Genomic DNA, 25,720 nt, shown 5'->3' with positions numbered 1-25,720 from the left:
CCGTGGACCACCCCGTGATCCGCCAGCCGTACACGTACGCGCGGACGGCGCTGGTCGAGCCGGACTGGCGGCGGCTGCCGGGCTGGCGCCGCGTCACCGAGGCGCAGTGGCGCGACGCCCAGTGGCAGCGGGCCCACTCGGTGAAGACCGCCCGGCAGCTGCGGGCCGTCGTCGGCGACCGGCTCACCGACCACTTCTACCGCGAACTCGCCGCCGACCAGGCCGGGTTCGCCACCATGCCGATGCTGCTGCCGCCGCAGCTGCTGAACACCATGGCCCCGGACGCCCCGGCCGACCCGCAGGCCTTCACCGAGGCGTTCCTGGCCGACCCGGTGCGCCGCTACATGCTGCCGGTGCGCACCGACCGGCACCCGCACTGGCCCAGCCATCCCCGGGCCGAGCGGGATTCGCTGCACGAGGCGGACATGTGGGCCGTCGAGGGACTGACGCACCGTTACCCCACCAAGGTGCTGGCCGAGTTGACCGCCACCTGCCCGCAGTACTGCGGCCAGTGCACCCGGATGGACCTGGTCGGCACCTCGACGCCCCAGGTGGCCAAGACCCGGTTGCTGCTGCGCCCCGCCGACCGGCAGGAGCAGATGCTCGACTACCTCAAGCGCACCCCCGCCGTGCGCGACGTGGTGCTGTCCGGCGGCGACCTCGCCAACGTCCCCTGGCCCCGGCTGGAGTCCTTCCTGCTGAGGCTGCTGGACCTCGGCACCGTCCGGGACATCCGGCTGGCCAGCAAGGCCGTGGTCGGCCTGCCCCAGCACTGGCTGCAACCGCAGTTGCTGGACGGCCTGGCCCGGGTCGCCGAACTGGCCGCCCGCCGCGCGGTCAACCTGGCCGTGCACACCCACGCCAACCACGTGCGCTCGATCACCCCGCTGGTCGCCGAGGCGGCCCGGGCCCTGCTGGACGCGGGCGTGCGGGACGTCCGCAACCAGGGCGTGCTGATGCGGGGCGTCAACGACACCGCCGAGGACCTGCTCGACCTCTGCTTCGCCCTCCAGGGCGAGGCGAACATCCTGCCGTACTACTTCTACCTCTGCGACGTGATCCCGGGCGCCGAGCACTGGCGGACGCCGCTGCACCAGGCGCAGCGCCTCCAGGAGGCGATCATGGGCTACCTGCCCGGCTACGCGACCCCGCGCCTGGTCTGCGACGTCCCGCACGTCGGCAAGCGCTGGGTGCACCAGGCGGTGGCCTACGACCGCGAGCTCGGCATCTCGTACTGGACCAAGAACTACCGCACCGGCCTGGAGAGCGGCGGCGGCCAGGACGCCCCGCTCGACCGGCGCCACCCCTACTACGACCCGGTGGACACCCTCCCGGAGACCGGCCGCCGCTGGTGGTCCGAGCCGTCCACCGCACGAGGAGCGCGATGAGCACCCCCGCCCCGAGCCCCGACCCGAGCCCCGCCCCTCCCCGGGACGGCGAACTGCGCCGCCTGTGCTGGATCTTCCCCGACCGCGAGTCCTCCCGGATGGCCGCGATGTGGCACGGCTTCTTCTGGGACCTCTACGCCGAGAGCGCCGCCGACCTCGGCCTGCGCTGGACCAGGCACGCGCCGGAGGCCGTCACGGTGGACGCCACCGGGCCCGGCCGCCCCCGGGTCTACGTGGACGACGAGCCGGTCACCCCCGAGGACACCCTGTTCATCACCGCGCTCTACTCGCTGCCGTACCAGTCGATGGACGTCTTCAACCAGTACGCGCTGTACGCGGTGCTCGAACAGGCCGGGTTCTACCTGCCGTTCCCGCCGCAGGTCTCGCTGATCGGCAACGACAAGCTGGCCACCCTGCTGTTCCTGGGCGGCTCCCCGGTGCCGACCATCCCGACGGTGCGGATCGGCACCGGCCGGGACATCAGCAAGCACGGCTACGAGGTGGGCCTGCGGAACATGACCTACCCCGCGATCGTCAAACCCGCCGGCTGGTGCGGCGGCGGCGGGATCAACCTGGCCCGCGGCCCCGAGGACGTCCGGGGCCTGGCCAGCCTCGCCCAGGGCGGCGACACCACGCTCGTGGTCCAGCCCTACCTGGGCGACGGCACGATCGACTACCGGGTGTACGTCGTCGACGGCGAGCCGTACGCGGTGATGAAGCGGACCCCGGAGCCCGGCTCCCCGGTCGCCAACGCCAGCCGGGGCGGAGCCATGGAGTTCCCGCCGGTGCCGCCCGAACTCGCCGCCGCCACGGCCTGGTTCGCCGAGCGGCTGCCGATCCCGTTCTTCTGCGTCGACTTCCTGTACGACGGCGAGCGGTACTGGTTCTCCGAACTGGAACCGGACGGCGTGATCGCCCCCGACCTCACCGACCCGGACCGCACCCTCCAACGGGACGTCACCCGCGCCCGCTTCGCCGCCTACCGCGACGGCCACGCCAGGTGGCTCGCGGACGGCGCCCGCCCGCTCACCCTCGACCCCGCCCGAAGCCCCGCCCCCACACCCACACCCACCTCCAACCGCGACCTCGACCTCGCCCCCCGGACGGACTCCCGATGACCGCCTCCTTCTCCCTGCCCCCCGAGGCTGCCGAGCCCCGCCTGCACGTGGCCCGGCGCACCCTGGAGCGGCTGCGCAGCGTCCCCGACCTGGCCCCGCGCTACGCCAGCCACGTCAACGTCCACACCCTCGACCGGCTCGCCACGCTCCCGCCCCTGGCGAAGGACGACCTCAACACCGCCCTCGCCCACCTGGAGCCCGCCGCCGACCAGGCCGCCACCTGGCTGTTCCAGAGCGGCGGCAGCACCGGCGCCCCCCAGGTCGGCTACGCCCCCACCGGCTTCTACATGGGCGGCGTGCACGCCCACTGGCAGCCGCTCGACCGGACGGACGTCTTCGTCAACGCCTGGGGCGCCGGCCGGATGTGGGGCGCGCACTTCCTCGCCGCCGCGCTCGCCGACCTCTCCGGCTGCCGGATCATCGCGCTCGGCTCGGTCGCCGCCGAGGAGTACGGCGACTGGCTGGCCTTCCTGGCCGCGCGCCGGGTGACGGCCATCGGCGGGACGCCCAGCGTGCTGCGGCTCTGGTTCGCGCACGCCCGCGCCGCCGGCATCCGACTCCCCTCCCTGCGCAAGGTGTTGTGGCTCGGTGAGGCCTGGCAGCCCCAACTCGACGAGGACCTCGCCGTGGTGGCGCCCGAGGCGCGGCGCTGGGGCATGTTCGGCAGCACCGAGACCTGGGTGGTGGCCACCAACACACCCGACTGCCCGGCCGACACCTTCCACCCGCTGCCCGACCAGCTGGTCCACGCCGACGCCGGCGGCCTGCTCGACTTCACCACCCTCAACCCCGAGATGCTCAACCCCGTGCTGCGCTACCGCACCGGCGACGCGGGCGAGTTGACCGACTGCCCGTGCGGGCGACCGGGCCCGGCGATGCGGGTGCTGGGCCGACGCGACAACGTCGTCCAGGTCCGCGGCCTCGGACTGGACGTGGCCGAACTGATCGCCCGGGCCGAGCGCGAACCGGGCGTGGCCCAGGCCCAGGTGGTGCTGACCGAACAGCGCGGCCGGGCCACCGGGGTGGAGGTCCTGCTGCTCACCGGCGGGCCGGGCGCCACGCCCGACGCCGAGCGGCTGCGCAAGGAGCTGTTCACCGCCACTTTCACGCTCAGCACCGCCTTCCAGCACGACCCGGAGTCCTTCCGGGTACGGCCGGTCGAGGAGCTGATCAGCAACGGCCGCACCGGCAAGACCGCCGGGCTGGTCCTGCGGGAGGGTGCGTGAAGTCCGACCGGACGGGCGAGGGCGTGACGTCCGACCCGGTGGGAGGCGGGACGGCGCCCGAGCGGCCGGCGCCGCTGGGCCGGGGCTTCGACCTGTTCTGGGCCGGGCAGACCGTCAGCCTGGTCGGCGACAAGGTCACCGTGTTCGTCGTCCCGACTCTGATGATCTTCGTTCTGCACGCCTCCGCCCTCCAGGTCGGCGTGGTGGCGATGGCCCAGTACCTCGGCATCCCGCTGCTCGGGCCGGTCGCCGGGGTGCTGGTCGACCGCTGGGACAAGCGCCGCACCATGCTCGGCTGCGACCTGGTCCGGCTGGCGGCGGTGGCGGCGATCCCGCTCGCGTACTGGCTCGACGTGCTGTCCACCCCGCTGCTGTTCGGCTGCGTGGCGGTGATCAGCGGCGCGACGATCTTCTTCAATGTCGGCTACCTGGTCGCCGTCCCCGCCGTGGTGCCCGAGGACGGCATGGTCCGCGCGTACTCCCGGCTGGAGGGCAGCGGCTCGGTCGCCGAGGTCGCCGGCCCCTCCATCGCCGCCGCCCTGTACAGCGCGCTCGGGGTGGCCGCCCTGCTGGTGGACGCGGCCAGCTACCTGGTCTCGGCCGTCTGCTTCCGGTACATGAGCCCGTGGGGCGAGCGGACGGCCGAACCCGGCTCGATCCGGGAGCGGCTGACCCTCGGCTTCCGGCTCAACTGGGCGGACCCGGTGCTGCGCCGGGTGGTGCTGGCGGCCGTCACGCTCAACTGCGGCGGGCCGGTCTTCGTCACCGTCCTGCCCGTCCTCGCCTACCGGGGCCTGGGCGTGACGGTCGGCGCCTTCGGCGCGGCCATGTCGGTGGCCACGCTCGGCGCGCTGATCGGCGCCCTGGTCGCCCCGCGGCTCAGCCGGCGGTTCGGCCTGGGGCGGACGATGGCCTGGTCGCTGCTGCTGCACTGCCTGGCCGGCCTCGGCCTGCTCGCCGCGCCCGCACTGCCGCCCGGGCCGGTGATCGCGGTGACCATGGGCTGCTACGGGTTCTTCATGTCCTGCATCAACGTGTGCAGCGCGCCCACCCGGCAGGCCCGGATGACCGCCCGCAACCAGGGCGTCATGCACGCCGCCTTCCGAACCGTCACCTGGGGCGTGATCCCGCTCGCCGCGCTGGTCGGCGGCCTGGCCGTCACCCTGCTCACCGGCCCGCTGGGCATCCTGGACGCGGCCCGGGCGGTGATGGCGGGCGGCACCCTGCTGGCCGCCTGTTCCTTCCTCCCCGCCCTCGGCCTCCAGCCGCTGCTGGACGCCGCCGGGCGCGAGGCCGCCGCCCCCGGGGAGCTCGCGGAGAGCGCGTCATGAGCGGCGGGAGCGCTGGGAGCGCTGGGAGCGCCGGGAGCGCCGGGAGCGGCGCGAAGGCCGGGAGCGCCGACGGGAAGGTCCTGCTGATCACCGGGACGTCCTCCGGCATCGGCCTGGCCACCGCCGTCGCGGCGGCCCGGGCCGGGTACCGCACGGTGGCCACCCTGCGCGAACCCGGCCGCGCCGGGGAGCTCCGGCGGGCCGCCGAGGCCGCCGGCGTCACCGTGGACGTCCGCCGCCTCGACGTCACCGACCCCGGCTCGATCGCCGCCTGCCTGGACGGCGTGGCCCGGACGTACGGGCGGCTGGACGCCGTGGTCAACAACGCGGGCGTCTCCAACTCCGACCCGACCCTGGAGATGTCCACCGACGCGGCGCTGCGGGCCAACCTGGAGGTCAACTTCTTCGGGGTGGCCGCGGTCAGCCGGGCCGCGCTGCCGCTGCTGCGGGCCGCCGCAGGCCGCCTGGTCGCCGTCGGCAGCGTGCACGGCGTGGTCGGTCAGCCGTTCAACGAGGCCTACTGCGCCGCCAAGTTCGCCGTCGAGGGGTTCCTGGAGGCGCTCGCCCCGGTCGCGGCGGCGCACGGCGTCCAGGTCTCGGTGGTCGTCCCCGGCTACGTCCCGGACACCCGGTTCGGGGTCTTTCCGGACATCGACCGCGGCACCGTCCAGGCCGCCTCCGGCCCGTACGCGCCCACCTTCGCCGGCTACCTGGACTGGATCGGCGGCCAGGGCTGGGAGTCGGCCGGCCAGCCCGCCCGGGAGGTCGCCGAGGTCGTCGTGCGGACCCTGCTCTCCGACCGGCCGCCCTTCCGGGTGCCCGCCAACCAGTGGGCCGCCGACTACCTGGCCGCCAAACTCGCCGACCCGGACGGCTCCACCGTCCAGTCCCTCGCCCGGACCTGGCTCGGGCAGCCCGAAGCACGCCTCCAAGCGCGAGTCGAAGCACCCCCCGCAGCACCCGCCGAAGCACCCCCCGCCGCACCCTCCTCCTGAGCAAGGGACCCGACCACCATGCCCGCCAAGCCCCTGGCCGAGCTGATCGCCTTCGCCCGCGCCAACTCGCCGTTCTACGCCGAGCTGTACCGCGACCTGCCCCCCGCCGCCGAGCGCCTCGACCAGCTCCCCGTCATCGACCAGGCCGCCTTCTGGGCCGCCAACACCTGGCCCGACAACCGCGTCCTGACCGGCCCGCTCAGCGACGCCGGCATCTACAAGACCGGCGGCACCACCGGCGTCCCCAAGTTCTCGCCCTGGACCCGCACCGAGCACGCCGACTCGGTCACCGCCTTCGGCGCCGGACTCGTCCGGGCCGGCCTGCGGCCCGGGCACCGGGTCGCCAACCTCTTCACGGCCGGCGAACTCTACGGCGGCTTCCTCTACATCGAGGGCGCCCTGCACCACGCCCCCGTGGACAACGTCCGCCTGGGCGTCGGCGGCGCCGCCCCCGACCCGTACATCGCCGACCTCATCACCGGCTTCGGCGTCCACGTGCTGGCCGGCGAGCCGATGAAGCTCAGCGCCGTCGCCGAGTGCCTGGTCCAGCGCGGGGAGACGGCCGACGGGGTCGAACTGCTGCTGTTCGGCGGCGACCTGCTCTTCGCCGACCTGCGGCCGATCCTCGCCCGGGCCTTCCCCCACGCCGCCGTCGCCTCCGTCGGCTACGCCTCCAACGACGCCGGGCTGGTCGGCTCGCCCGTCCCCGGCGACGACGTCCGGGTGCACGAGGCCTTCGCGCACCGCACGGTGGTGGAGCTCGTCGACGACGTCACCGGCAAGACGATCACCACGCCCAGGACTCCCGGCCGGGTCGTCGTCACCAACCTGTTCCGCACCCTGATGCCGATCCTGCGCTACCCGACCGGCGACCGCGCCGAGTGGACCGACGCCCGCTGCCGCCGCTTCCGCCTGCTCGGCCGCTCCACCGAGGGCGCCCGGGTCGGCACCGTCGCCATGCCCACCGAGGAGATCCGCGCCGTCCTGCTCGCCGCCGACCCGGAGCGCCACATCACCGGCATGCAGCTCGTGCAGCGCCGCTGGGCCGGGCGCGACGGCCTGATCCTGCGCCTCGGCTACACCGGGCAGCGGCCGGCCCCCGAGCTCGCCGACCGGCTCGTCGAGGCCGTGTACACGGCCCGGCCGCTCTACCCCGACGAGGTCGCGCTGGGCAGCATCCACGACCTCGCGGTCGAGTGGGTGCCGCGCTCCGAACTGGTCACCAACCCGCGCACCGGCAAGCTCCAGCAGGTGCTGGACGAGCGTCCACGGTCCTGACCGGGAGGTGACGACGGGGGCCGGGCAGCGGTGAGGGGCCGGGCGCTCAGTCGGTCTGCGGCCGGCCCCCGATCACCACGCTCTGCCCGCGGAACTCGGCGATGGCCTTCCCGTCCGCCCGCCGGACCGTCACGTCGTAGACCCCGCCGCGCCCGGCCCGCGACCGCTCCACCGCCTCCGCCACCAGTTCGTCCCCGACCGCCGCCGGGGCCAGGAAGACGACCTGCGCCGCCTGCGCGACCGTCACCGGGCCGTGGCTGTTGCAGGCGAACGCGAACGCGGCGTCGGCGAGCAGGAACAGGAAGCCGCCGTGCGCCGTCCCGTGGCCGTTCACCATCGTCGCGGCCACCGTCATCCGCGTCACCGCTCGACCGGCGGACACCTCGTCCAGCGCGATGCCCAGCAGCCGACAGGTCTCGTCCCGCGCGTAGAGGGCGGCGGTCCCGGGGTCGAGCATGGCGTCCTGTTCCCTCCGTCGACGGCGTCCCGAGCCAGCCTAGGGCACGGCGCCCGCCCGCCGTCCGGGGGAACTCGGCCACGCCGCCCCGCCGTTCGGCCCGCCCCGCCGCCCGCCGACCCTAAGGTCTGTCCGGCAAGATCCGCCGGACAGGCCCTGGCCTGCTCAGGTTCCCCGAGCGCAAGGACGGCTGATGGCCCAGAAGTCACCCGCGACCGCCACCCCACCGGGCCCCGCCGAGATCCCGTCGGCGCAGCCGCCCAGCGGATCCGTGACGGCCCTGCGGATCGGGGCCGCCGTGGCCGGCGCGCTGCCCTCCGTGGTGCTGCGGCTGGCCGGGGTGCACCTGGCGCCCGTGCCGGGCATGGTGGTCTTCGGCCTCGGCGTCCTGGCGGCGGCGCTCCTGCTGATGTGGGCCGCGGAGACCGCCCGGGCCGACATCTCCGGCCCGCTCGCCCTGGCCCTGCTGGCGTTCATCGCCGTCCTGCCCGAGTACGCCGTCGACCTCTACTTCGCGTACGCGGCCGGCACCCGGCCCGAGTACGCCGCCTACGCGGCCGCCAACATGACCGGCGCCAACCGGCTGCTGGTCGGCGTCGGCTGGCCACTGGTCGCCCTCGCCTCCTCCTTCGCCGCCCGGCGCCGCGGCGCCGCCCCCGGGATCACCCTGCGGGAGCACCGCCGGATCGACACCGCCTTCCTCGGCGCCGCCGCCCTGGTGGCCTTCGTGATGCCGCTGACCCGGCAGATCTCCTGGGTGCTCGCGGTCGTCCTGATCGCCTGGTACGGCTACTACCTCTTCCGGGTCAGCCGCTGTAGCGAGGACGACGAGGAGGAACTCATCGGCGTTCCGGCCCGGTTGGCCGCCCTCCCCCGGCAGCGCCGCCGGGCGACCACCGTCCTGGTGTTCGCGGTCGCGGCCGGGGTGATCTTCGCCTGCGCCGAGCCCTTCGCCACCTCGCTGGTCGACGCCGGCGCCTCGCTCGGCATCGACCGCTTCCTGCTGGTGCAGTGGCTGGCCCCGCTCGCCTCCGAGGCGCCCGAGCTGATCGTCGCGGTCGTCTTCGCCTGGCGGCTGCGCGGGGACGACGGCCTCGGCGCGCTGCTCTCCAGCAAGGTCAACCAGTGGACCCTGCTGATCGGCTGCCTCCCGCTCGCCTACCTGGCCGGCGGCGGCGCGGCCTCCCTCCCGCTGGTCGAACGCCAGGTGGACGAGGTGCTGCTGACCGCCGCGCAGACCGTCCTGGCCGTGGTGCTCCTGCTCGACCTTCGGTTCCTGCCCTGGAAGGCCGGGCTGCTGTTCGCCCTGTTCGCCGTCCAGTTCGCCCTCCCCGGCGAGTCCGCCCGGGTCGCCCTCAGCTGGGTCTACCTCGCCCTGGCCGTCCCGCTCCTCGCCGTACACCTGCGCCAACTCCCGCCGACCGTCCGCGCCTTGGCGGGCCGCATCGAGGGCGATCCGCACTAGTCGGTGCGCGGGGGCAGCCGCCGGCCGACGACGAGTTCCGGGCGGATGCGGATCCGGACGGCCCCGGGGGCGCGGCCGGCGGCGGGGCCGACCTGGGCGCGGCCGAGGACGGTCACGTACCAGCCGGAGCCGTCCACGCCGTCCACCTCGTCGGCCTCGAAGGCGATCACGGCGTCGTCCACGGCCCGGGCGAGTTCGGAGCCGGCCGGGGCCGAGAGCAGCACTCCGCCGCCGTCCGACAGGTCGAGCCGGAAGGACACCGGCAGCACCGCCGGGAGGGCGCGGATGGTGTAGACCACCCGGCCGACCGCGGCCCTGGCCAGCAGTTCCAGCGCCCGCTCCCGGTCCAGTTCGAGCAGGTCGTGATCACCGTTCATGCTCTCGATGCTCGCCCCGGCGGTGGCGGCGCCGCGAGGGCCGATGGTCCCGCCGGGGGTCCCGGGCCCGGACGTCGCGTCAGCCCCGCAGGGAGCGCAGGTGCGCCGGCTGCGCGGCGGTGGCCGCCTGGCGCAGTTCGGTGGAGATCAGCGCGGCCTGCACCCGCCGCTCCACACCCAGCTTGGCGAGCAACCGCGACACGTGGTTCTTCACCGTCTTCTCGGCGAGGTAGAGCCGTTCGCCGATCTGCCGGTTGGTCAGGCCCTCCCCGATCAGCGCCAGCACCTCCTGCTCGCGCACGGTCAGCGCGGGCCCGGTGGTGACGGGCTGCGCGGGCTCGGCGTCGCTGCGCAGGCGGTTGAGCAGCCGGGTGGCGGCGCCCGGGTCCAGCATCGAGCGGCCGGAGGCGACGGTCCGCACGGCGGCCACCAGGTCGGTGCCGCTGATCTGCTTGAGCACGTACCCGGCGGCGCCCGCCATGACGGCGTCCAGCAGCGCCTCCTCGTCGTCGAAGGAGGTCAGCATCAGGCAGGCCAGGCCGGGCATCCGGGAGCGCAGTTCACGGCAGACCGACACCCCGTCGCCGTCGCCCAGCCGGACGTCCAGCACCGCCACGTCGGGCCGCAGCGCGGGCACCCGGACGAGCGCCTGCTCGGCGGTGGCGGCCTCGCCGACCACCTCCAGATCGGGCTCGCCGTCCAGCAGGTCGTGCACCCCGCGGCGCACCACCTCGTGGTCGTCCAGCAGGAACACCCGCACCGGCGCCGGTGCCCCGGCGCCCGCCGTCTTGGTCGCCATCACGCGGCTCCACCTTCGTCACCCCCGCACACTCCCGGCAGGGCCCAGGGCATCATCGCCCACCGACCGCCGCAGGACCCAGGGCCCAACGACCCCATTCGGGCGAGCACACGGGCGGCGCGGCCCCCGGAGGAGCCGCGCCGCCCGTACCGGAGGGGCCGTCAGCGCCGCCGCGCGCTGCCGAGGCCCGCCAGCAGGAAGGCCAGCGCCACCCCGGCCCCGCTGACCGCCGCGAGCACCACCCGGGAGCCGACGGCGCCCTCGTCCGACAGCAGGATCGCCACCGCCCCCAGCGAGGCGACGGCGGCGCCGACGACCAGCCACCCCGCGAGGGTGACGGCGGCGGGGCGGCCGGAGCGCGGCGCCGGCCGGGCGCCCAGGGCCGCCCAGCGGGCGGCGGCCTCGTGCTGCTCCCCGCGCCGGTCCCACCGGGCGCGGACCCGCAGCGCCACGCCGCCGACCAGCCCGGCGAGGGCGATCTGCGCGGCGGGCCGCCAGTCGGGCACGGCGAGCAGCAGCCCGCCGGCCAGGGCGAGGGCGGCCCACCACAGGACGCAGGCCGCCGCGGCCGTGCGGGTGGAGCGGGGCCGGTCGGCGCCGGCCTGGAGGTCGGCGATGGCGGGCAGGTACCAGACGCAGCCGCTCGCGGTGAGCGCGGCGGTGCCGATGGCGAGGACGGTGTGGGTCATGGGGCCGGCCTTCCAGGTCGCGAGGGGAGGGAGCCGTCCCCGCCCGTGACGGGGGCGCGGGCGGAGACGGCGGTCGGAGGGTTCGGAGCGGGTGGCCGGGGCGCGCCCGGCCTCGGGTCAGCTGTCCACGGCGGACCGCGCCCGCTCCGCCCTGGTCTGTGGCAGGTCGTACTTGGCCGGGCTCACGTCGCCCAGGTGGGTGGCGGGCTTGCCGGTGTTCTCCAGGACGTCCAGGGCCGCGATGTCGGGGTGGTGGAGGTCGAAGGCCGGGGATTCGGAGCGGATCCTCGGCAGCCGGACGAAGTTGTGCCGGGGCGGCGGGCAGGAGGTGGCCCACTCCAGCGAGCGGCCGTAGCCCCACGGGTCGTCGGCTTCGACCTTCTCGCCGTACTTGGCCGTCTTCCAGATGTTGTAGAGGAACGGCAGGATCGACAGTCCGAGCAGGAAGGAGAAGATGGTGGACAGGGTGTTGAGCGTGGTGAAGCCGTCCGAGGCCAGGTAGTCGGCGTAGCGGCGGGGCATGCCCTCGGCGCCGAGCCAGTGCTGGACCAGGAAGGTGCCGTGGAAGCCGACGGTGAGCGTCCAGAAGGTGATCCGGCCGAGCCGTTCGTCGAGCTTCTTGCCGGTCATCTTGGGCCACCAGAAGTGGAAGCCGGCGAACATCGCGTAGACCACGGTGCCGAACAGCGTGTAGTGGAAGTGGGCGACGACGAAGTACGAGTCGGAGACGTGGAAGTCGATCGGCGGGGCGGCGAGCAGCACGCCGGTGAGGCCGCCGAAGAGGAAGGTGACCAGGAAGCCGACCGTCCACAGCATCGGTGTCTCGAAGCTGAGCGAGCCCTTCCACATGGTGCCGACCCAGTTGAAGAACTTGACCCCGGTCGGGACGGCGATGAGGAAGGTCATGAAGGAGAAGAACGGCAGCAGCACCTGCCCGGTGACGTACATGTGGTGCGCCCACACCGTCACCGACAGGCCGGCGATGGCGACGGTGGCGGCGATCAGCCCCGCGTAGCCGAACATCGGCTTGCGGCTGAAGACCGGGATGATCTCGGAGATGATCCCGAAGAACGGCAGCGCCAGGATGTACACCTCGGGGTGGCCGAAGAACCAGAACAGGTGTTGCCAGAGCATCGCCCCGCCGTTGGCCGGGTCGAAGACGTGCGAGCCGAACTTGCGGTCGCATTCGAGGGCGAGCAGGGCGGCGGCGAGGACGGGGAAGACCAGCAGCACCAGCACCGAGGTGAGCAGCACGTTCCAGCAGAAGATGGACATCCGGAACATGGTCAGCCCGGGTGCGCGCATGCAGATGATCGTGGTGATGAAGTTGACGGCGCCGAGGATGCTGCCGAAGCCGGAGAGCGTCACGCCCATGATCCACATGTCGGCGCCGACGCTGGGCGAGTGGACGGCGTCGGACAGCGGCGCGTAGAGGAACCAGCCGAAGTCGGCGGCGCCCTGCGGGGTCGCGAAGCCGGCGGCGGCGATCAGCGAGCCGAACATGAACAGCCAGAAGGACAGCATGTTCAGGCGCGGGAAGGCGACGTCCGGGGCGCCGATCTGCAGCGGCATGATCCAGTTGGCGAAGCCGGTGAACAGCGGCATCGCGAAGAGCAGCAGCATCACCGAGCCGTGCATGGTGAAGGCCTGGTTGAACTGTTCGTTGGAGAGGATCTGCGTTCCGGGCCGGGCGAGTTCGGCGCGCATGACCAGCGCCAGGACACCGCCGATCAGGAAGAACCCGAACGCCGACACCAGGTACATGGAGCCGATCGTCTTGTGGTCGGTGGTGGTCAGCAGTCTGACCACGGCCGAACCGGGCCGTTTCGGCCGAACCGACGGCTGCGGTACGGAGGTTGGCGGTGGCGTGGGGTCGCCCTGTGCCGGGGTGGCGCTCAAGGACGCACTCCTTAGGAACGTCGTGCGAATGGCTGGCGATCCATGATCCGAACGCACCGCCCCCGCCCCCTAGGGCCGTTCGGCCCGCGCCCCCGGGGCCGCACGGCCCGCGTTCCGGCACCCGGACCGGGACCTCCGGTGGCCGTCGGTCCCTCCCCGGCCCCTCGGGCGGCGCTCACCGCGCCGACGAGCACCGCTGGAGGAACGCCGGAACCGCCCCGGCGCCCGCGCCCCGGACCTCGCCCGCCCGTCCCCGTCCGCCCCGGGGCCCGCACCCCCGGCCCCGGCCCTCCGCCGCACCCCGCCGGCCTCTCCCACCCCACCCCACCGGCCACAACACCGCGCCCGCCGGCCGCCACCGCCCCCGGCCGCCCCCTCCCCCGGATGCCCCCTCCCCCAGGTGCCCGAAGTGTGAGGGTCGCGTGACCGAAACAGGCCGATTCCGTGCCCTACAGATCGGATCGGCCGTCAAGTAGCCTGCGCCCACGCCCGCACCGCACCGGTCACGCACCCCCGCTCGGACACGCCCTGGCCCCCACCCACGCCCCGGAGGTACGCCGATGCCCCTGGCCCAGCCCGCCGCCCCCACCCGGCCGCGCTTCTCCGTCCTCGGCCCGCTGACCGGCGAAGCGGACGGCCGCCCGCTCGCCCTCGGTCCGCTGAAGCAGCGGCTGGTGCTGGCCGTCCTGCTGAGCCGCGCCAACACGGCCGTCCCGGTCGACCTGCTCACCGACGCGGTCTGGCCCGAGGAGCCGCCGCGCACCGCCCGCAAGAACCTCCAGGTCTACATCTGCACCCTGCGCACCCTGCTCGGCCGCGACCCCGGGCCCGAACGGCTGGTCCACACCGCCGGCGGCTACCTGCTGCGGGTCGCCGAACCCGAGCTCGACGTCCTGCAGTTCCGCGCCCTCGCCCGGGCCGGCCGGGCCGCCGCCGACAGCGGCGCGCTCGCCCCCGCCGCCCGGCTGCTGCGCCAGGCCCTCGACCTGTGGCAGGGCCCGCCGCTCGCCGACCTGCGCTGCTCGCCCGCCGTCCAGGCCGAGGCCGATCGGCTGGAGGCCCGCTGCCTGGGCGTCCACGAGGACTGGGCGGAGACCGAGTTGGAGCTCGGCAACGCCACCGCCGTCGCCGAGGAACTCGCCGACCCGGCCGAGCGCCACCCGCTGCGCGAACGCCTCCAGGCCGCCCGGATGAACGCCCTGCACCTGTCCGGCCGGCAGGCCGAGGCGCTCGCCGTCTACGACACCCACCGCCAGCTGCTCGCCCGCGAGTTGGGCCTCGAACCCAGCCCCGCCCTGACCGCCCGCTACCGGCAGCTGCTCGCCCACGGCCCGGCCCGCCCCGCCACCGCCCGGCCGGCGCAGCACCCCGGCCCGAGCGGCGCGCTGCTGCCCGCCGACACCACCGACTTCACCGGCCGAAGCCACGAACTGCGGGAGCTGATCGACGCGTTGGCGGAGGGCGGCGAGCGCGTCGCGGTCCTCTCCGGCCCGGCCGGCGTCGGCAAGACCGCCCTCGCCGTGCACGCCGGACACCTGCTCGCCGACCGCTTCCCCGACGGCCGGCTGCTGCTCCGGCTGCGCACCGAGGACGGCGCCCCGCGCCCCCTCGCCGACATCCTCGCCGAACTCGCCGCCCTCACCGGCCGATCCGGCCCTAGACCGGCCGACCCGGCCCAGGCCGCCGCCCTCTGGCGCGCCTCCCTGGCCGGACGCCGGATGCTGCTGATCCTCGACGACGCCCCCGGCGAGGCCGTGGTCCGCGAACTGCTGCCGGGCTTCGGCCCGAGCGCCACCCTCGTCACCTCGCGCAGCCAGCTCGCCGGACTGGCCTCGGTGCACCGGGTCACCGTGCCGCCCTTCGCCCCCGCCGAGGCGCTCGACCTGCTCGGCCGGATCGTCGGCACCGGCCGGACCGGCACCGACCGCGCGGCCGCCGCCCGGATCGTCGAGGCCTGCGGGCTGCTGCCGCTCGCCGTCCGGGTCGCCGGCACCCGGCTCGCCGTCCTGCGCCACCTGCCGCTCGCCGAGTACGCGGCCCGCCTCGCCGATCCGGCCGGCGCCCTGGACGAACTCGTCGCCGGGGACGTCACCGTCCGCGCCCGCCTCGACTCCGGCTGGCGCGACCTCACCGACCAGGGCCGCCTCGCCCTCGGCCGGCTCGCCGCCCTCCCGCTCTCCCTGCTGTTCACCCTCCCCGAGGCCGCCGCCGCCCTCGGCCGCCCCGAACGCCTCGCCCTGCGCACCCTGGAGGCCCTCACCGACACCGGCGCCGTCACCTCCCCCACCGGCGAGGTCACCGCCCACGCCGCCCTCTACGCCCTCCCCCGCCTCACCCACCTGCACGCCCGCGAGCACGCCACTGCTTTGGCCGACAACCTCAGCTGAGCCCGCCGCGCCGGCCGGCACCCCTCGGGCCGAGCGTCAGCACGTCCAGCAACTCCCCGCCCTCCGAGCCCTGTTCGACGGCCCGCAGGGCCAGCAGGACGCCCGCCGCCCCGGTGTGCAGGTCCGCCGAGAACCGCCGCAGCCGCATCCCGGGGACGAGCAGGCCCTCCGGCCGCGCGACCAGGTGCCACTGGAGCTTGCGGACCTGCTCGCGGACGGCGTCCCGAACCGCCGCCCCGCCCAGCCGGTCCAGCGCCAGCAGCAGCCCGGCGCGGCCCCGGAACAGCCCGGGCTCGCGCACGAATCCGGGTGCGCACACCCGCCGCACGTCGGCGAGGAACTCCCCGAACCCGCCGAACTCCCCGGGCCCGTCGAATCCCCCGAACCCGCCGAACTCCCCGAACCCGCTGCCGCCGAGCGCCTGGTACTCCTGGGCGACGAGCGCGATCCCGCTGCTGCCACGGTCGAGGTAGGCGAGCCGCCGCCCCCGGTCGAGGACCTGGACCGACCCGTCGGGCACCCGCACGCACTGCGCCACGGCCCGCCCCAGCGCCTCGCGCCCGGAGGCCAGCAGCCAGGGCTCACCGGTCCGCTGGTACAGCCGCAGCTGGACGAGGGCGATCCCGGCCAGGCCGTACAGCAGTCCGGCCGCCGTCGGCGCGCCGAGCCCCGGGACGGTCTGCCCGCGCAGCACCGCGTCGAGCGCCCGCGCGTCGGCGAGGGCGTCCGCGAGTTCGCGCCGGCTGCCGAGGGCGTCGGCGAGCCGCAGCCGGGCGAGCGCGGCGCCGGCCCGGCCGCCGTGGAGGGCGACGGTGGGCGCGGGCCGGGCCTGCCGGGCCTGGGCGGCCAGTTCGGCGGCCTCGTCGCCGCGGCCGACCCGGGCGAGCACGGCCGCCACGCCGAGCGGCCCGTCGAAGAGCCCTCCGGCGCCCGGTCTCGGGCCGCGCCGCCGCATCGCCGCGATCAGCCAGTCCGCGTACTCGTCGGGGCAGGGCGCCCCGGCGCGGTGCAGCGCGTACAGCACGCCGGCGGCGCCGTGGGCGACGCCGGTGCCGCCGTCGGCGAATCCGGCCGGGTCGCCGGGGAAGAGCCGGTCCGGCCGGTCGGGGGTGGCCCCGGCGTGGATGCCGGCGACGAGTTCGTTCCTGGCGGCGTCGAGGGTGGGCCCGGCGAGGAGTTCACGGACCCGCCGTTCGCCGACCGGTTCCACCCGCGCCACCGGTGCCACGGCGCCCGGCCGCACCGGCCCCTCCTCCGGCCCGAGGCCGAACCACTGCCGTGCCCGCCGTTCCAGCGCGGGCAGTTTGCCGGGATCGCGTTCGGCCAGCTCCATCACGGGCATCAGCAGCATCAGCCAGGTGGCCCAGAGCATGTGGCGGTCGGCGTCGGCCCCGTCGAGCCCGGGCGGGGGCTGCAGCGCGCCCGCGCCGGCGAGCGGGACACGGCGGCCGGTGAGTTCCTCCGCGTACTCGAAGTCGACGAGCACCACCGAACCGTCCGGACGGACGATCACATTGGCCGGGTGCAGGTCGCCGAACCGGACGCCCCGCTCGTGCAGGGCACCGAGCGCCTTCTCCAGTCCGGCCACGACCCCGGCCACCCAGTGCGCGTACTCGGCGCGCTGTCCGGCGGTGCAGTTCTGGTGCACCAGCGGGTAACGGCGGATCGCCTCGGCGAACAGCTGGACGCCCTCGATGTGCTCCTGGACCAGGAAGGTGTGCTCCCAGACCGTCCGGACCTCGTGCAGCCGGGGCACGCAGTCCAGGCCGGCGAGCCGTTCCAGCGCCCACTGCTCGCGCCGCAGCCGGGTGACGGCGTCGTCCCCGGCGGCGTCCAGCCCGGCGTGCGGGCGGGCCTCGCGCAGCACCACCCGCTCCCCGGTGGTCCGGTGCTCGGCGAGGTAGATCCCGCCGGCGTTGGAGAACTGCAGCACCTCGACGATCCGGTACGGCAGGTCGCCGCCGGCCGCCTCCCGGGCGGCCAGGTGCGGGCGCAGTTCCTCGGGCGGTTCGACCCAGGCCGGCAGCTGGAACACCGGGTCGCGCCGGTCGGGGACCAGCTCGCCGGACGGGTCGCGCAGCGCGGGCACGGGCCGCCCGTCCTCGTCCTGGCACCACAGCTCGACGAACGCGCCGTAGCGCACGTACACGGGGGCCGTCCCGATCCGCAGGTCGGTGAGCACGTACGGCCCCCGGCGGCCCGCCAGCACCTCGGCCAACTCCGCCGCCACGGCCAGGAACTCCGCCTCCGACCCCGGGTAGACGGTGACGAACTTGCCGCTGCTGCCGCGCCCCATGTACTTGCCGTTCGCGACCCGCAGCGCCTCGTCGCTGCGCAGGAACTTGAACGTCGTGCGGCGCGCCATGCAGACCCGCGCGACGGCCCGCAGAGTCGCCTCGGCCTCCTCCGGCACGGTCGAGACGTGGATCTTCCAGCCCTGCTCCGGCAGCCGGGCGCCGTCCGGCCGCAGCGCCGTCCACAGCCCGCGCCGCTCGCGCCGCCACCCGGCGGGCGGTGCGCCGAGCCCCAGCTGGTACCGGCCGGCCCGGTCGCGGAGCCGGCCGGGGGTGTCGTAGTACGTCGGATCGGCGAGGCAGTACAGCTGGGTCTCCTGGGCGCCGGCCATGGCGCGCCTCCTCTTCCGGGTCGTCTTCCGGGTCGTCTTCCGGGCTCTTCCGGGTCGCTCGTCTCCCGGGCCGCCGAACGGTTCAGCCTGCGGGTGCGGGTAGCGGTGCGGGGGCCGGGGCAGGCGCCGGACCGCGCCGGACCGGCGGCGCCCAGGTGACGACGGCCGCGCAGAGCGAGATGGCGAGCGCCAGCAGGGCGAAGGTCCGGGTGCCGCCGAGAGCGCCGAGCAGCGCGCCGCCCACCAGCGGGCCGAACGGCTGGACCAGGGTGGACAGGAAACCGGCGGCGCTCTGCACCCGGCCGATCCGGTCGGGCGGCGCGGCGAGCAGCATGCCGGAGACGAAGCCGATGCTGGCGACCGTGGACAGGCACATGCACACCGCGCACAGCAGCCCGATCAGCAGCGGGATCCGAGTGAGCACCAGCACCCCGGCAGTGGCCGCGGCCGCCCAGCAGCTGAGCGCCACCAGCCTGCCGTCGCGCACCCCGGGGCGCGTCTCAGGGCGTGTCTGACAATTCCCGTCGGGCGCGTGAATTGTCAGACGCGCCCTGGCCTCCAGCCTCGGGGCGAGCAGCGCGCCGGCCAGAGCGCCGGCCGCGGTGCAGGAGACCACGGTGCCGCCGCCGATCCCGGAGCGGCCGCCGTCGGAGGCCACGGCCAGGGTGGTGAACATCAGCGCGCTGAACGCGAAGTTCATCCCGAGCCCGAAGATCAGCAGCAGGGTGCGCAGGTAGGGCTGGCGCCAGATGAAACTGAGCCCGGCGGTCAGTTCGCCGCGGCTGAACGCCGCGCCGCTCCTGGCGGCGGGCACCGAGCGGGTCCGCATCAGCGCGACGCAGACGGTGGAGAGCAGCAGCCCGACGCCCTCCGCGAGGAACGGCAGCACCGGGTGCCAGGCGAACAGCGCGCCGCCGGCGATCGGCCCGACCAGCCGGGCGGCGGCGCCGCGTGCCTGCATCCGGGACGAGGCCGCGCGGACCTGCTCGCGCGGCACCACCGCGCGCAGCAGGCCGCCGGCGGCGGGCCCGTAGGCGCTGGTGATGAGCGCCCCGGCGGCGGCCACCAGCAGCACCAGCGGCAGCGGGGTGTGGCCGCGCAGGACGGCGATCACCAGCGCGGTGACGGCGAGCAGGCTGCCGACGTCGCACACCCGCATCAGCCGGCGCCGCTCGATCCGGTCGGCGATGACGCCGCCGGGCAGCATGGTGAGCAGCAGCGCGCCGATCGAGACGGTGCCGATGGCGCCCGCCTGGGCGGCCGATCCGGTCTCCCGCAGGACGAGCAACGGCAGGGCGATCGAGGCGAGTTGGGAGCCGAGCGAGGCCATCAGGCCGCCGACCCAGAGCAGCCGGAAGTCCCGGTTGCGGGAGAGCGAGGTGGGCTCCATGGCCGTCCTCCGGGGTGGGGGGTGGAATCGGGCCGGGGCGGTCCCGCACCGGCGGGACCGCCCCGGAAGCCAATCACTGCCCGGCGGCCGGGGGCGGTGGTGCGCCCGCCCCCGCGCCGGACACCGCTGACCTGCCGCTGGTCAGGCGGAGGTCTCGGCGGAGCTGACGTAGCTGATCAGGCTGAAGCAGCTGCCGTCGGAGGCCTCCTGAAGGACCTTCATCGCCTGGAGGTCCAGGACGTTGGCGGCGTGCGCCTCGACCTCGGGGGCCTCCTCGCTGTCCTCGCCGACGATCGGGTCGATGTTCTCGGCCATGGCTGAACTCCCTTCACTGGGTTGATCGGTGGGGGTTCGACGGGTGGTGGCCCGTCGTGGTGAAGACGGTAGGCAGGCGGGGCTTCGCACGGCCTGCGAACCGGTACGGCACCGGTATGGCCGCAGGTCGGGGCGCCGGCGGCGGCGCCTCCCGGCCCGCCGAGCCCGCCCGGCGGCCCTGCGCACCCGCTCCGGGCTGCGGCCATACCGCCGGCAAGGCGGCCGCGAACCGGGCTCGAAGCCGGGCCGGGGAGCCTGGCCCGGCACGCCCGCACGCCCGGCTCCGACCACGCCCACCCCGGCTCCATGCGCACCCCGACCCCGCGCACTCTCCAGCCTCATGCACTCCCCGACCCCACGCACTCCCCCGACTCCACGCACACCCCGATGCACTCCCCGCACCGCGAAGGACTAGCGAAGGACTGCCACCATGCCCTGCCCGCTCTGCGCCCAACTCGCCAGCACGAACGACCAGTTCTGCCCCGCCTGCGGCACCCCCCGGGCCGCCGCCCTCGACCTGGCCGCCGAGGAGCGCAAGCTGGTGACGGTGGTCTTCTGCGACCTGGTCGACTCCACCGCCCTGTCCGGCGCGCTCGACCCGGAGACGCTGCGCGAGGTGATCCTGCGCTACTTCGAACGGATGCACCGTCAGATCGAGGCGCACGGCGGCACCTTGGAGAAGTTCATCGGGGACGCGGTGATGGCGGTGTTCGGCGTCCCGGTGATCCGCGAGGACGACGCCCACCGGGCGCTGGCCGCCGCGCTCGCCATGCTGGAGGACCTGGAGGACCTCAACACCGAGCTGGACGCCACCCTCGGGGTCCGCCTGGACGTCCGGATCGGTGTCAACACCGGCCAGGTGGTGGCGGGTTCGGACGCCTCCGCGCGCCAGGCCCTGATCTCCGGCGAGACCGTGAACATCGCCGCCCGGCTCCAGACCCAGGCCGCCCCCGGCCAGGTGCTGATCGGCCCGCAGACCCTGCGCGCGGCGGGGCCGGCCGCCCAGGTGCACGAGGTCGGCCCGCTGCGGCTCAAGGGCAAGGCCGAGCCCGTCACCGCGTACCGCCTGGTCGGGCTGGACGAGGACGACCCCGAGCTGCTGCGCCGCTTCGACGTTCCGCTGGTCGGGCGGGAGCGCGAACTCGCCCAGCTGGACGCCGCACTGGCCCGGGTGGCCGGCGGTCAGGGCGCCGAACTGCTGCTGGTCGTCGGCGAGGCCGGGATCGGCAAGACCCGGCTGGTGCGCGAGTGGCAGGAGCGGACGGGCCGGCACACCGCGCGCTGCGGCACCGGCCGCTGCCGCAGCTACGGCGAGCAGGGCGTCCTGACCCCGCTCGCGGAGGCCGTCGGGGCCCTGCTCGGCGGCCCGGGGACGCCCGCGCCCGCCGAGGCGCTGGACCGGCTGGCGCAGGCCACCGCGCCCGGGGTGAGCGCCGAACAGTCCCTGGACCGGCTGGCCGCGATCCTGCGCGGGCGGACCGTCGAGCGCCCGGCCGTGCTGGTCCTGGACGACTGCCAGTGGGCCGGCCCGGTGCTGCTGGACGCCGTCGAGCGACTGGTCGCCGCCCTCGGCCAGGCCCCGGTGCTGCTGCTGTGCCTGGCCCGGCCGGAGCTGCCGGCCTCCCGCCCGGAGCTGCCGGCACTGCCGGTCGGCGGCCTGTCCTGGGACGAATCGGCGCTGCTGGCAGCTCAGTTGACGGAGCTGAGTGCCCACCAGGACGCGGTGCCGACCCGGCTGCTGGAGCGCGCCGAGGGCAACCCGCTGCACCTGGAGGAGCTGCTGGCCGCCCTCACCGAGGCGGACGGCCCCGCGCTCGCCGACGAACTCCCGCCCACCGGCCGGGCGCTGCTCAGCGCGCGGATCGACGACCTGGAGCGCGACGAGCGCACCACCCTGGACCTGGCCGCCGTGCTCGGCCGCGCCTTCACCGCCGCCGAACTCGCCCAGCTCGCCCACGGCGGCGCCGACCAGGACGCCTTCGCCGACCCGGAGGACGACGTCTTCACCGGCCCGTTCGACGGCCTCCCCGGTCTGCCCGCGGGCGACGACACCCCGCCTCGGCTGCACGCCGCGCTGGCCCGGCTGACCGAGCGCCGCCTGGTCGAACCGGCCGGCACCAGCTTCCGGTTCAGCAGCGGCCTGGTCCAGGAGTCGGTCTACCAGTCGATGTCCAAGCGGGCCCGCGCCGAGCGCCACGAACGCGCCGCCGACCTGCCGGCCGTCCGCGCCGCCGGGGACGCCGCCGTCGGCGGCCACCTGGAGCGCGCCCACCGCTACCGGCTCGAACTCGGCCTGCTGGACGCCCGGACGGACGCCCTGCGCACCCGCGCGGCCGCCGCCCTCGGCGTGGCCGGCGCCCAGGCGCTCACCCACGCCGACCTGCCCGCCGCCACCGACCTGCTGGAGCGCGCCGTCCGGCTGCACTACCCGAACGAGCGCACCGCCGGCCCGGCCCTGCGCCGCCTCGGCGAGGCCCGGCTGGCGCTCGGCCGGGCCGACGAGGCGCTGCCCGTCCTGGCGCAGGTCCGCGACTCGGCCGCCGATCCGCTGGACGCCGCGCACGCCCGGCTCGCGCTGGCCGCGCGCGGTCTGCCGCCCGGCCCGGAGCAACCTGCCGCCACCGCCCGCGCCGTCCTCCCGCTCTTCATCGACCTGCGGGACGACCTCGGCCAGGCCCGGGCCGGGCTGCGCCTGGCCGAGGAGCACCTGCTGGCGGGCCGGCACACCGAGGCGGAACGGCTGCTGGACGACGCCCTCGACCACGCCGCCCGCACCGACGCCGAGCTGGACCGGGCGGCCGTGCTGGCCGCGCTGGCCGCCTCCCTGCTGGCGGGCCCCGAGCCCGTCCCGAACGCCGTCTTCCGGCTGCGGGCCCTGCTGGCCGGGCACGGCGCCGGCCACCGGACGGTGCGGGTCGCGCTCAACGGCCCGCTGGCCGTCCTGCTCGCCCTGCGCGACCGGCCCGACGAGGCCGAACTGCTGCTGGCCGAGGCCAACGGCCTGGCGGGCGAGCTGTCGCTGGCCGACGCGATGATCTCGCTGCCGGCCCTGACCGCCCAGGCCGCGGCGGCCACCGGCCAGACCGCGCAGGCGCTGGACCTGCTCGCCGACGCCGCCGAGGTCGCCCGCCGGCTGGGCAACTCCGCCCCGCTGCCCCGGCTCGCCCTCACCACCGCCCGCGCCCTGCTGGACACCGACCGCCCGGGCCCGGCCGCCCGCCACCTGGACGGCGTCGACGCCACGGCCGCGCTGCCGCCGGTGCTGGCGATCGAGCTGGACGCGCTGCGCGGCCGGCTCGCCGCCTCCCGGGGCGAGGCCGACCCGGCGCTGGAGCTGACCGCGGCCGCCGCACAGGCCGCCGAGGCCACCGAGTCGCTGCTGCTCCAGGCGCTCACCGCGCTGGACCGCGCCCACGCGCTGCTGCTGCTCGACCGGCGGGCCGAGGCCGCCGTGGCGGCCGGCACCGCCCGGGACCGGTTCGCCGCCAAGGGCCACCTGCCGGGCGTGCGCCGGGCCGAGCGGCTCGGGGGCGCCCGGTGAGCGGCCCGGCCGGCCTCACCTGGAGCCTGCGCGGCCGGACCGCCGCGGACCTGCCGGTGCTCGCCGACACCACCGCCCACGACACCACCGCCCACGGCAGCGCCGGCCCCGACGGCGCCCTCGACGGCGGGGGCACCGGCGGCGGGGGCACCGGCAAGGGCGTGCGGGTGTGCGTCGTGGACTCCGGCATCGAGCCGGACCACCCGCTGGTCGGCCCGCTGAACGGCTCCTGGGTGGTCGTCAAGGACCCGACGACCCGGGAGCTGGTGGTCCGCCCCGACCGCACCGGCGACACCTGCGGCCACGGCACCGCCTGCGCGGGCATCATCCGCCGTACCGCCCCGGACTGCGAGCTGTACAGCGTCCGGGTGCTCGGCGAACGCTTCACCGGCACCGGCGACATGCTGATCACCGGGCTGCGCTGGGCCGTCGAGCAGGGCTTCGACGTCGTCAACCTCAGCCTCTCCACCACCCGGACCCGCTTCCTGGAGGAGCTGCACGCGATCGCCGACGACGCCTTCTTCGCCCGCACCGCGATCGTCGCCTCCGCCCACAACACCCCGGTGGAGAGCTACCCCTGGCGGTTCTCCTCGGTCATCTCGGTCGGCAGCCACCAGGAGGACGACCCGGCCCTGCACCTGTACAACCCGGCGCCGCCGGTCGAGTTCTTCGCCCCCGGCCAGAACGTCCGGGTCCCCTGGCTCGGCGGCTCCACCATCCGCACCACCGGCAACAGCTTCGCCACCCCGTACGTCGCCGGGCTGTGCGCCCGCATCCTGTCCGGCCACCCGAGGCTGACGACCTTCCAGCTGAAGAGCGCGCTCTACCTCACCGCAGCCAACGTCCAGGTCGGCCCCGGTGCCGGTCCTCACCGTCCCCCAGGCGGGAGTTCGACGACCGAGCCCACCCCGTCCACCCCCATCACGGAGGCGCCCGATGACCCTCAGCACTGATCCCGCCGTCGACCCGCTGGCCCGCGAGCTGCTGCAGTCCGTGGTGGACGTGGCCCGAGCGATCTTCGGCGCCGAGGCCGGCTCGGTCTGCCTGCTCGACGAGGCGGCCGGGGAACTGGTGTTCCAGGCCGTCTCGGGGCGCGGCGAGGAGTCCCTGGTGGGCCGCCGCTTCCCGGCGGGCAGCGGCATCGCGGGCTGGGTCGCCGCCTCGGGCGAGCCGATGGTGGTCGACGACCTGGGTGCGAACCGCACTTTCGACCGGGCCTTCGCCGAGTCCACCGCGTACGTCCCGAACGCGCTGATGGCGGCGCCGCTGACGCACGGCAGCCGGGTGCTGGGCGTCCTGGAGGTACTGGACCCGGCCCCGCAGGCCCGGTCCAGCCTGCCCGAGCTGGACCTGCTCGCCCTGTTCGCCCGCCAGGCCGCCGCCGCCCTGCGGGTCATCGCCGAGCGTTCCCCGGCCCCGGCGGCGGTGCCCGACCGCGCCGCCGCCCTCGACCTGCTGGCCGACCTGGAGGAGCTGCTGCGCCGTCAGCCCTGACGCGGCGCCGACCTCGCGATCGATCCGCGCTCCAGCGCCGCGTACACCGCGCCGTCCGGGCCGACGGCGATGCCGTGCGGCTCGGCGGCCGGGCCGGGCAGCTGGTAGCCGTCGAGCAGCCCGTCCGGGCCGAGCACCCCGATCCGGCCGGCGCCCCACTCGGTGAACCAGAGCCGGCCGTCCGGGCCGCAGGTGATCGCGTGCGGCCGGGCCGCCCGGTCGGCCAGCGGGTACTCGGTGACCTCGCCGTCCACGGTGATCCGGCCGACCAGCCCGCCGCCGATGCCGACGTACCAGAGCGCGCCGTCCGCCCCGGCGGTGATCCCGACCGGGGCGGTGCCCCCGGTCGGCAGCGGGTGGACGGCCACCTCGCCCCCGACGGTGATCCGGGCGACGGCGTCCGCCTGGTTGAGCGTGCACCAGAGCGCGCCGTCCGGGCCGGCCGTGATGAGCGACGGGAAGGCCCCGGCCCGCGGCAGCGGGTACTCCGTCACCTCGCCCTCGACGGTGATCCGCCCGATCCGGTCGGCGTTCAGCTCGGTGAACCAGAGCGCCCCGTCGGGCCCCGCCGCGATCCCGTACGGCCCGGCGCCCGCCGTCGGGACGGCGAAGGAGCACGCCTTCCCGTCGGTGTCGATCCGCCCGATCCGGTGGTCGCGCATCCGGGTGAACCAGAGCGCGCCGTCCGGGCCGACGGTGAGCACCGCGGGCCCGCACTCCGGCGCCCCGAGGCCGTACCGCTCGACCGTGCCGTCCGCCGCCAGCCGTCCGATCTCCCCGGCGTGCACCAGCGTGAACCACACGCCCCCGTCCGGCCCCACGGCGACCCCGTACGGTCCGGCCCCCTCCTCGGCGACCTCGATCAGCTCCGCGATCCGTGCCATGCGAACCCCCGTCCTCACTATTGCGACTTCCGTCGCATTAGCGATCCTCGCACGCCCTCCC

The 25,720-nt window shown here is 75.6% G+C and carries 20 protein-coding genes; 11 read left to right on the top strand and 9 right to left on the bottom strand.

Annotated features, from left to right (window positions below):
* The first annotated feature begins 2 nt into the window (after positions 1-2).
* From ACIOGZ_RS23940 to ACIOGZ_RS23915, 6 genes are read left to right on the top strand one after another with little or no spacing between them, the layout of a single operon-like run.
* On the top strand, positions 3-1,388 hold the full coding sequence (locus tag ACIOGZ_RS23940) for a lysine 2,3-aminomutase (protein ID WP_363629825.1): 1,386 nt from the start codon (positions 3-5) through the stop codon (positions 1,386-1,388).
* Complete coding sequence (locus tag ACIOGZ_RS23935; RefSeq protein WP_400987174.1) at positions 1,385-2,506, top strand: RimK family alpha-L-glutamate ligase; 1,122 nt, start codon at positions 1,385-1,387, stop codon at positions 2,504-2,506. Before ACIOGZ_RS23940 ends, ACIOGZ_RS23935 begins: the two co-directional genes overlap by 4 nt.
* A complete protein-coding gene (locus ACIOGZ_RS23930) occupies positions 2,503-3,732 on the top strand; it encodes an AMP-binding protein (protein WP_400987172.1) in 1,230 nt (409 codons plus the stop codon). The genes ACIOGZ_RS23935 and ACIOGZ_RS23930 overlap by 4 nt, the downstream gene beginning before the upstream one ends.
* The gene (locus ACIOGZ_RS23925) at positions 3,729-5,063 is read left to right on the top strand and encodes an MFS transporter (RefSeq protein ID WP_400987170.1); all 1,335 of its coding nucleotides are present in this window, start codon (positions 3,729-3,731) and stop codon (positions 5,061-5,063) included. The genes ACIOGZ_RS23930 and ACIOGZ_RS23925 overlap by 4 nt, the downstream gene beginning before the upstream one ends.
* Positions 5,060-6,058 carry an SDR family NAD(P)-dependent oxidoreductase gene (locus ACIOGZ_RS23920; protein WP_363584721.1) on the top strand — a complete coding sequence of 333 codons (999 nt, stop codon included), beginning with the start codon at positions 5,060-5,062 and terminating at the stop codon, positions 6,056-6,058. The genes ACIOGZ_RS23925 and ACIOGZ_RS23920 overlap by 4 nt, the downstream gene beginning before the upstream one ends.
* 18 nt (positions 6,059-6,076) lie before the next feature.
* Positions 6,077-7,336 carry a phenylacetate--CoA ligase family protein gene (locus ACIOGZ_RS23915; protein ID WP_363584719.1) on the top strand — a complete coding sequence of 420 codons (1,260 nt, stop codon included), beginning with the start codon at positions 6,077-6,079 and terminating at the stop codon, positions 7,334-7,336.
* Between the two features lie 46 nt (positions 7,337-7,382).
* On the opposite strand, the gene paaI is transcribed toward ACIOGZ_RS23915, so the two are convergent.
* Positions 7,383-7,793 (bottom strand): hydroxyphenylacetyl-CoA thioesterase PaaI, encoded by a 411-nt coding sequence (gene paaI, locus ACIOGZ_RS23910; RefSeq protein ID WP_363584717.1) that lies wholly within the window; start codon positions 7,791-7,793, stop codon positions 7,383-7,385.
* Between the two features lie 193 nt (positions 7,794-7,986).
* On the opposite strand from paaI, the gene ACIOGZ_RS23905 reads away from it, so the two are divergent.
* Positions 7,987-9,258, top strand: a complete 1,272-nt coding sequence (locus ACIOGZ_RS23905; RefSeq protein WP_400987167.1) for a hypothetical protein — start codon at positions 7,987-7,989, stop codon at positions 9,256-9,258.
* Here ACIOGZ_RS23905 and ACIOGZ_RS23900 read toward each other — a convergent pair.
* The 4 genes from ACIOGZ_RS23900 to ctaD all read right to left on the bottom strand — a co-directional run bounded on the left by ACIOGZ_RS23900 (position 9,255) and on the right by ctaD (position 12,887).
* On the bottom strand, positions 9,255-9,635 hold the full coding sequence (locus ACIOGZ_RS23900) for a pyridoxamine 5'-phosphate oxidase family protein (protein ID WP_363584713.1): 381 nt from the start codon (positions 9,633-9,635) through the stop codon (positions 9,255-9,257). The two genes, ACIOGZ_RS23905 and ACIOGZ_RS23900, sit on opposite strands and share 4 nt — an antisense overlap.
* A 79-nt stretch (positions 9,636-9,714) precedes the next feature.
* The gene (locus tag ACIOGZ_RS23895; RefSeq protein WP_363629813.1) at positions 9,715-10,434 is read right to left on the bottom strand and encodes a response regulator transcription factor; all 720 of its coding nucleotides are present in this window, start codon (positions 10,432-10,434) and stop codon (positions 9,715-9,717) included.
* 161 nt (positions 10,435-10,595) lie between these two features.
* Entirely contained in the window at positions 10,596-11,123 is a 528-nt protein-coding gene (locus ACIOGZ_RS23890) for a hypothetical protein (RefSeq protein ID WP_400987165.1), read from the bottom strand.
* 117 nt (positions 11,124-11,240) lie between these two features.
* A complete protein-coding gene (ctaD, locus tag ACIOGZ_RS23885; protein ID WP_400803790.1) occupies positions 11,241-12,887 on the bottom strand; it encodes a cytochrome c oxidase subunit I in 1,647 nt (548 codons plus the stop codon).
* 695 nt (positions 12,888-13,582) lie between these two features.
* On the opposite strand from ctaD, the gene ACIOGZ_RS23880 reads away from it, so the two are divergent.
* Positions 13,583-15,409: a BTAD domain-containing putative transcriptional regulator gene (locus ACIOGZ_RS23880; protein WP_400329503.1), complete on the top strand. Its 1,827-nt coding sequence runs from the start codon at positions 13,583-13,585 to the stop codon at positions 15,407-15,409.
* Here ACIOGZ_RS23880 and lanKC read toward each other — a convergent pair.
* The 3 genes from lanKC to ACIOGZ_RS23865 all read right to left on the bottom strand — a co-directional run bounded on the left by lanKC (position 15,402) and on the right by ACIOGZ_RS23865 (position 19,740).
* Complete coding sequence (gene lanKC / locus ACIOGZ_RS23875; protein WP_400987163.1) at positions 15,402-18,035, bottom strand: class III lanthionine synthetase LanKC; 2,634 nt, start codon at positions 18,033-18,035, stop codon at positions 15,402-15,404. The two genes, ACIOGZ_RS23880 and lanKC, sit on opposite strands and share 8 nt — an antisense overlap.
* 82 nt (positions 18,036-18,117) lie before the next feature.
* Positions 18,118-19,425, bottom strand: a complete 1,308-nt coding sequence (locus ACIOGZ_RS23870) for an MFS transporter (protein ID WP_400987161.1) — start codon at positions 19,423-19,425, stop codon at positions 18,118-18,120.
* 141 nt (positions 19,426-19,566) lie between these two features.
* The gene (locus tag ACIOGZ_RS23865; RefSeq protein ID WP_363584699.1) at positions 19,567-19,740 is read right to left on the bottom strand and encodes a hypothetical protein; all 174 of its coding nucleotides are present in this window, start codon (positions 19,738-19,740) and stop codon (positions 19,567-19,569) included.
* 430 nt (positions 19,741-20,170) lie between these two features.
* Here ACIOGZ_RS23865 and ACIOGZ_RS23860 point away from each other — a divergent pair, with 430 nt between their 5' ends.
* Genes ACIOGZ_RS23860 through ACIOGZ_RS23850 form a run of 3 tightly spaced genes read left to right on the top strand, consistent with a single transcriptional unit; the run spans position 20,171 to position 24,775 of the window.
* Entirely contained in the window at positions 20,171-23,281 is a 3,111-nt protein-coding gene (locus ACIOGZ_RS23860; protein ID WP_400987159.1) for an adenylate/guanylate cyclase domain-containing protein, read from the top strand.
* Positions 23,278-24,234 carry a S8 family peptidase gene (locus ACIOGZ_RS23855; RefSeq protein WP_400802789.1) on the top strand — a complete coding sequence of 319 codons (957 nt, stop codon included), beginning with the start codon at positions 23,278-23,280 and terminating at the stop codon, positions 24,232-24,234. Before ACIOGZ_RS23860 ends, ACIOGZ_RS23855 begins: the two co-directional genes overlap by 4 nt.
* Positions 24,218-24,775, top strand: coding sequence for a GAF domain-containing protein (locus ACIOGZ_RS23850; RefSeq protein ID WP_350879761.1), 558 nt, complete (start codon positions 24,218-24,220; stop codon positions 24,773-24,775). Before ACIOGZ_RS23855 ends, ACIOGZ_RS23850 begins: the two co-directional genes overlap by 17 nt.
* Here ACIOGZ_RS23850 and ACIOGZ_RS23845 read toward each other — a convergent pair.
* Positions 24,766-25,659, bottom strand: a complete 894-nt coding sequence (locus ACIOGZ_RS23845; RefSeq protein ID WP_400987157.1) for a virginiamycin B lyase — start codon at positions 25,657-25,659, stop codon at positions 24,766-24,768. The genes ACIOGZ_RS23850 and ACIOGZ_RS23845 overlap by 10 nt on opposite strands.
* Positions 25,660-25,720: the final 61 nt, after the last annotated feature.

The sequence above is a fragment of the Kitasatospora sp. NPDC088160 genome, from assembly GCF_044741445.1.
In the GTDB taxonomy this organism is placed as follows: Bacteria; Actinomycetota; Actinomycetes; order Streptomycetales; family Streptomycetaceae; genus Kitasatospora.
This window is presented reverse-complemented; position numbering and strand designations above follow the sequence as displayed.

Bases quoted from the DNA above. Each gene is read 5' to 3' on its own strand.
- ACIOGZ_RS23880 (WP_400329503.1), top strand. From the start codon at position 13,583: ATGCCCCTGGCCCAGCCCGCCGCCCCCACCCGGCCGCGCTTCTCCGTC.
- ACIOGZ_RS23845 (WP_400987157.1), bottom strand. From the start codon at position 25,659: ATGGCACGGATCGCGGAGCTGATCGAGGTCGCCGAGGAGGGGGCCGGA.
- ACIOGZ_RS23870 (WP_400987161.1), bottom strand. From the start codon at position 19,425: ATGGAGCCCACCTCGCTCTCCCGCAACCGGGACTTCCGGCTGCTCTGG.
- ACIOGZ_RS23905 (WP_400987167.1), top strand. From the start codon at position 7,987: ATGGCCCAGAAGTCACCCGCGACCGCCACCCCACCGGGCCCCGCCGAG.
- paaI (WP_363584717.1), bottom strand. From the start codon at position 7,793: ATGCTCGACCCCGGGACCGCCGCCCTCTACGCGCGGGACGAGACCTGT.
- ACIOGZ_RS23850 (WP_350879761.1), top strand. From the start codon at position 24,218: ATGACCCTCAGCACTGATCCCGCCGTCGACCCGCTGGCCCGCGAGCTG.
- ACIOGZ_RS23860 (WP_400987159.1), top strand. From the start codon at position 20,171: ATGCCCTGCCCGCTCTGCGCCCAACTCGCCAGCACGAACGACCAGTTC.
- ACIOGZ_RS23930 (WP_400987172.1), top strand. From the start codon at position 2,503: ATGACCGCCTCCTTCTCCCTGCCCCCCGAGGCTGCCGAGCCCCGCCTG.
- ACIOGZ_RS23935 (WP_400987174.1), top strand. From the start codon at position 1,385: ATGAGCACCCCCGCCCCGAGCCCCGACCCGAGCCCCGCCCCTCCCCGG.
- ACIOGZ_RS23895 (WP_363629813.1), bottom strand. From the start codon at position 10,434: ATGGCGACCAAGACGGCGGGCGCCGGGGCACCGGCGCCGGTGCGGGTG.
- ACIOGZ_RS23915 (WP_363584719.1), top strand. From the start codon at position 6,077: ATGCCCGCCAAGCCCCTGGCCGAGCTGATCGCCTTCGCCCGCGCCAAC.
- ACIOGZ_RS23920 (WP_363584721.1), top strand. From the start codon at position 5,060: ATGAGCGGCGGGAGCGCTGGGAGCGCTGGGAGCGCCGGGAGCGCCGGG.
- lanKC (WP_400987163.1), bottom strand. From the start codon at position 18,035: ATGGCCGGCGCCCAGGAGACCCAGCTGTACTGCCTCGCCGATCCGACG.
- ctaD (WP_400803790.1), bottom strand. From the start codon at position 12,887: ATGTACCTGGTGTCGGCGTTCGGGTTCTTCCTGATCGGCGGTGTCCTG.
- ACIOGZ_RS23890 (WP_400987165.1), bottom strand. From the start codon at position 11,123: ATGACCCACACCGTCCTCGCCATCGGCACCGCCGCGCTCACCGCGAGC.
- ACIOGZ_RS23865 (WP_363584699.1), bottom strand. From the start codon at position 19,740: ATGGCCGAGAACATCGACCCGATCGTCGGCGAGGACAGCGAGGAGGCC.
- ACIOGZ_RS23900 (WP_363584713.1), bottom strand. From the start codon at position 9,635: ATGAACGGTGATCACGACCTGCTCGAACTGGACCGGGAGCGGGCGCTG.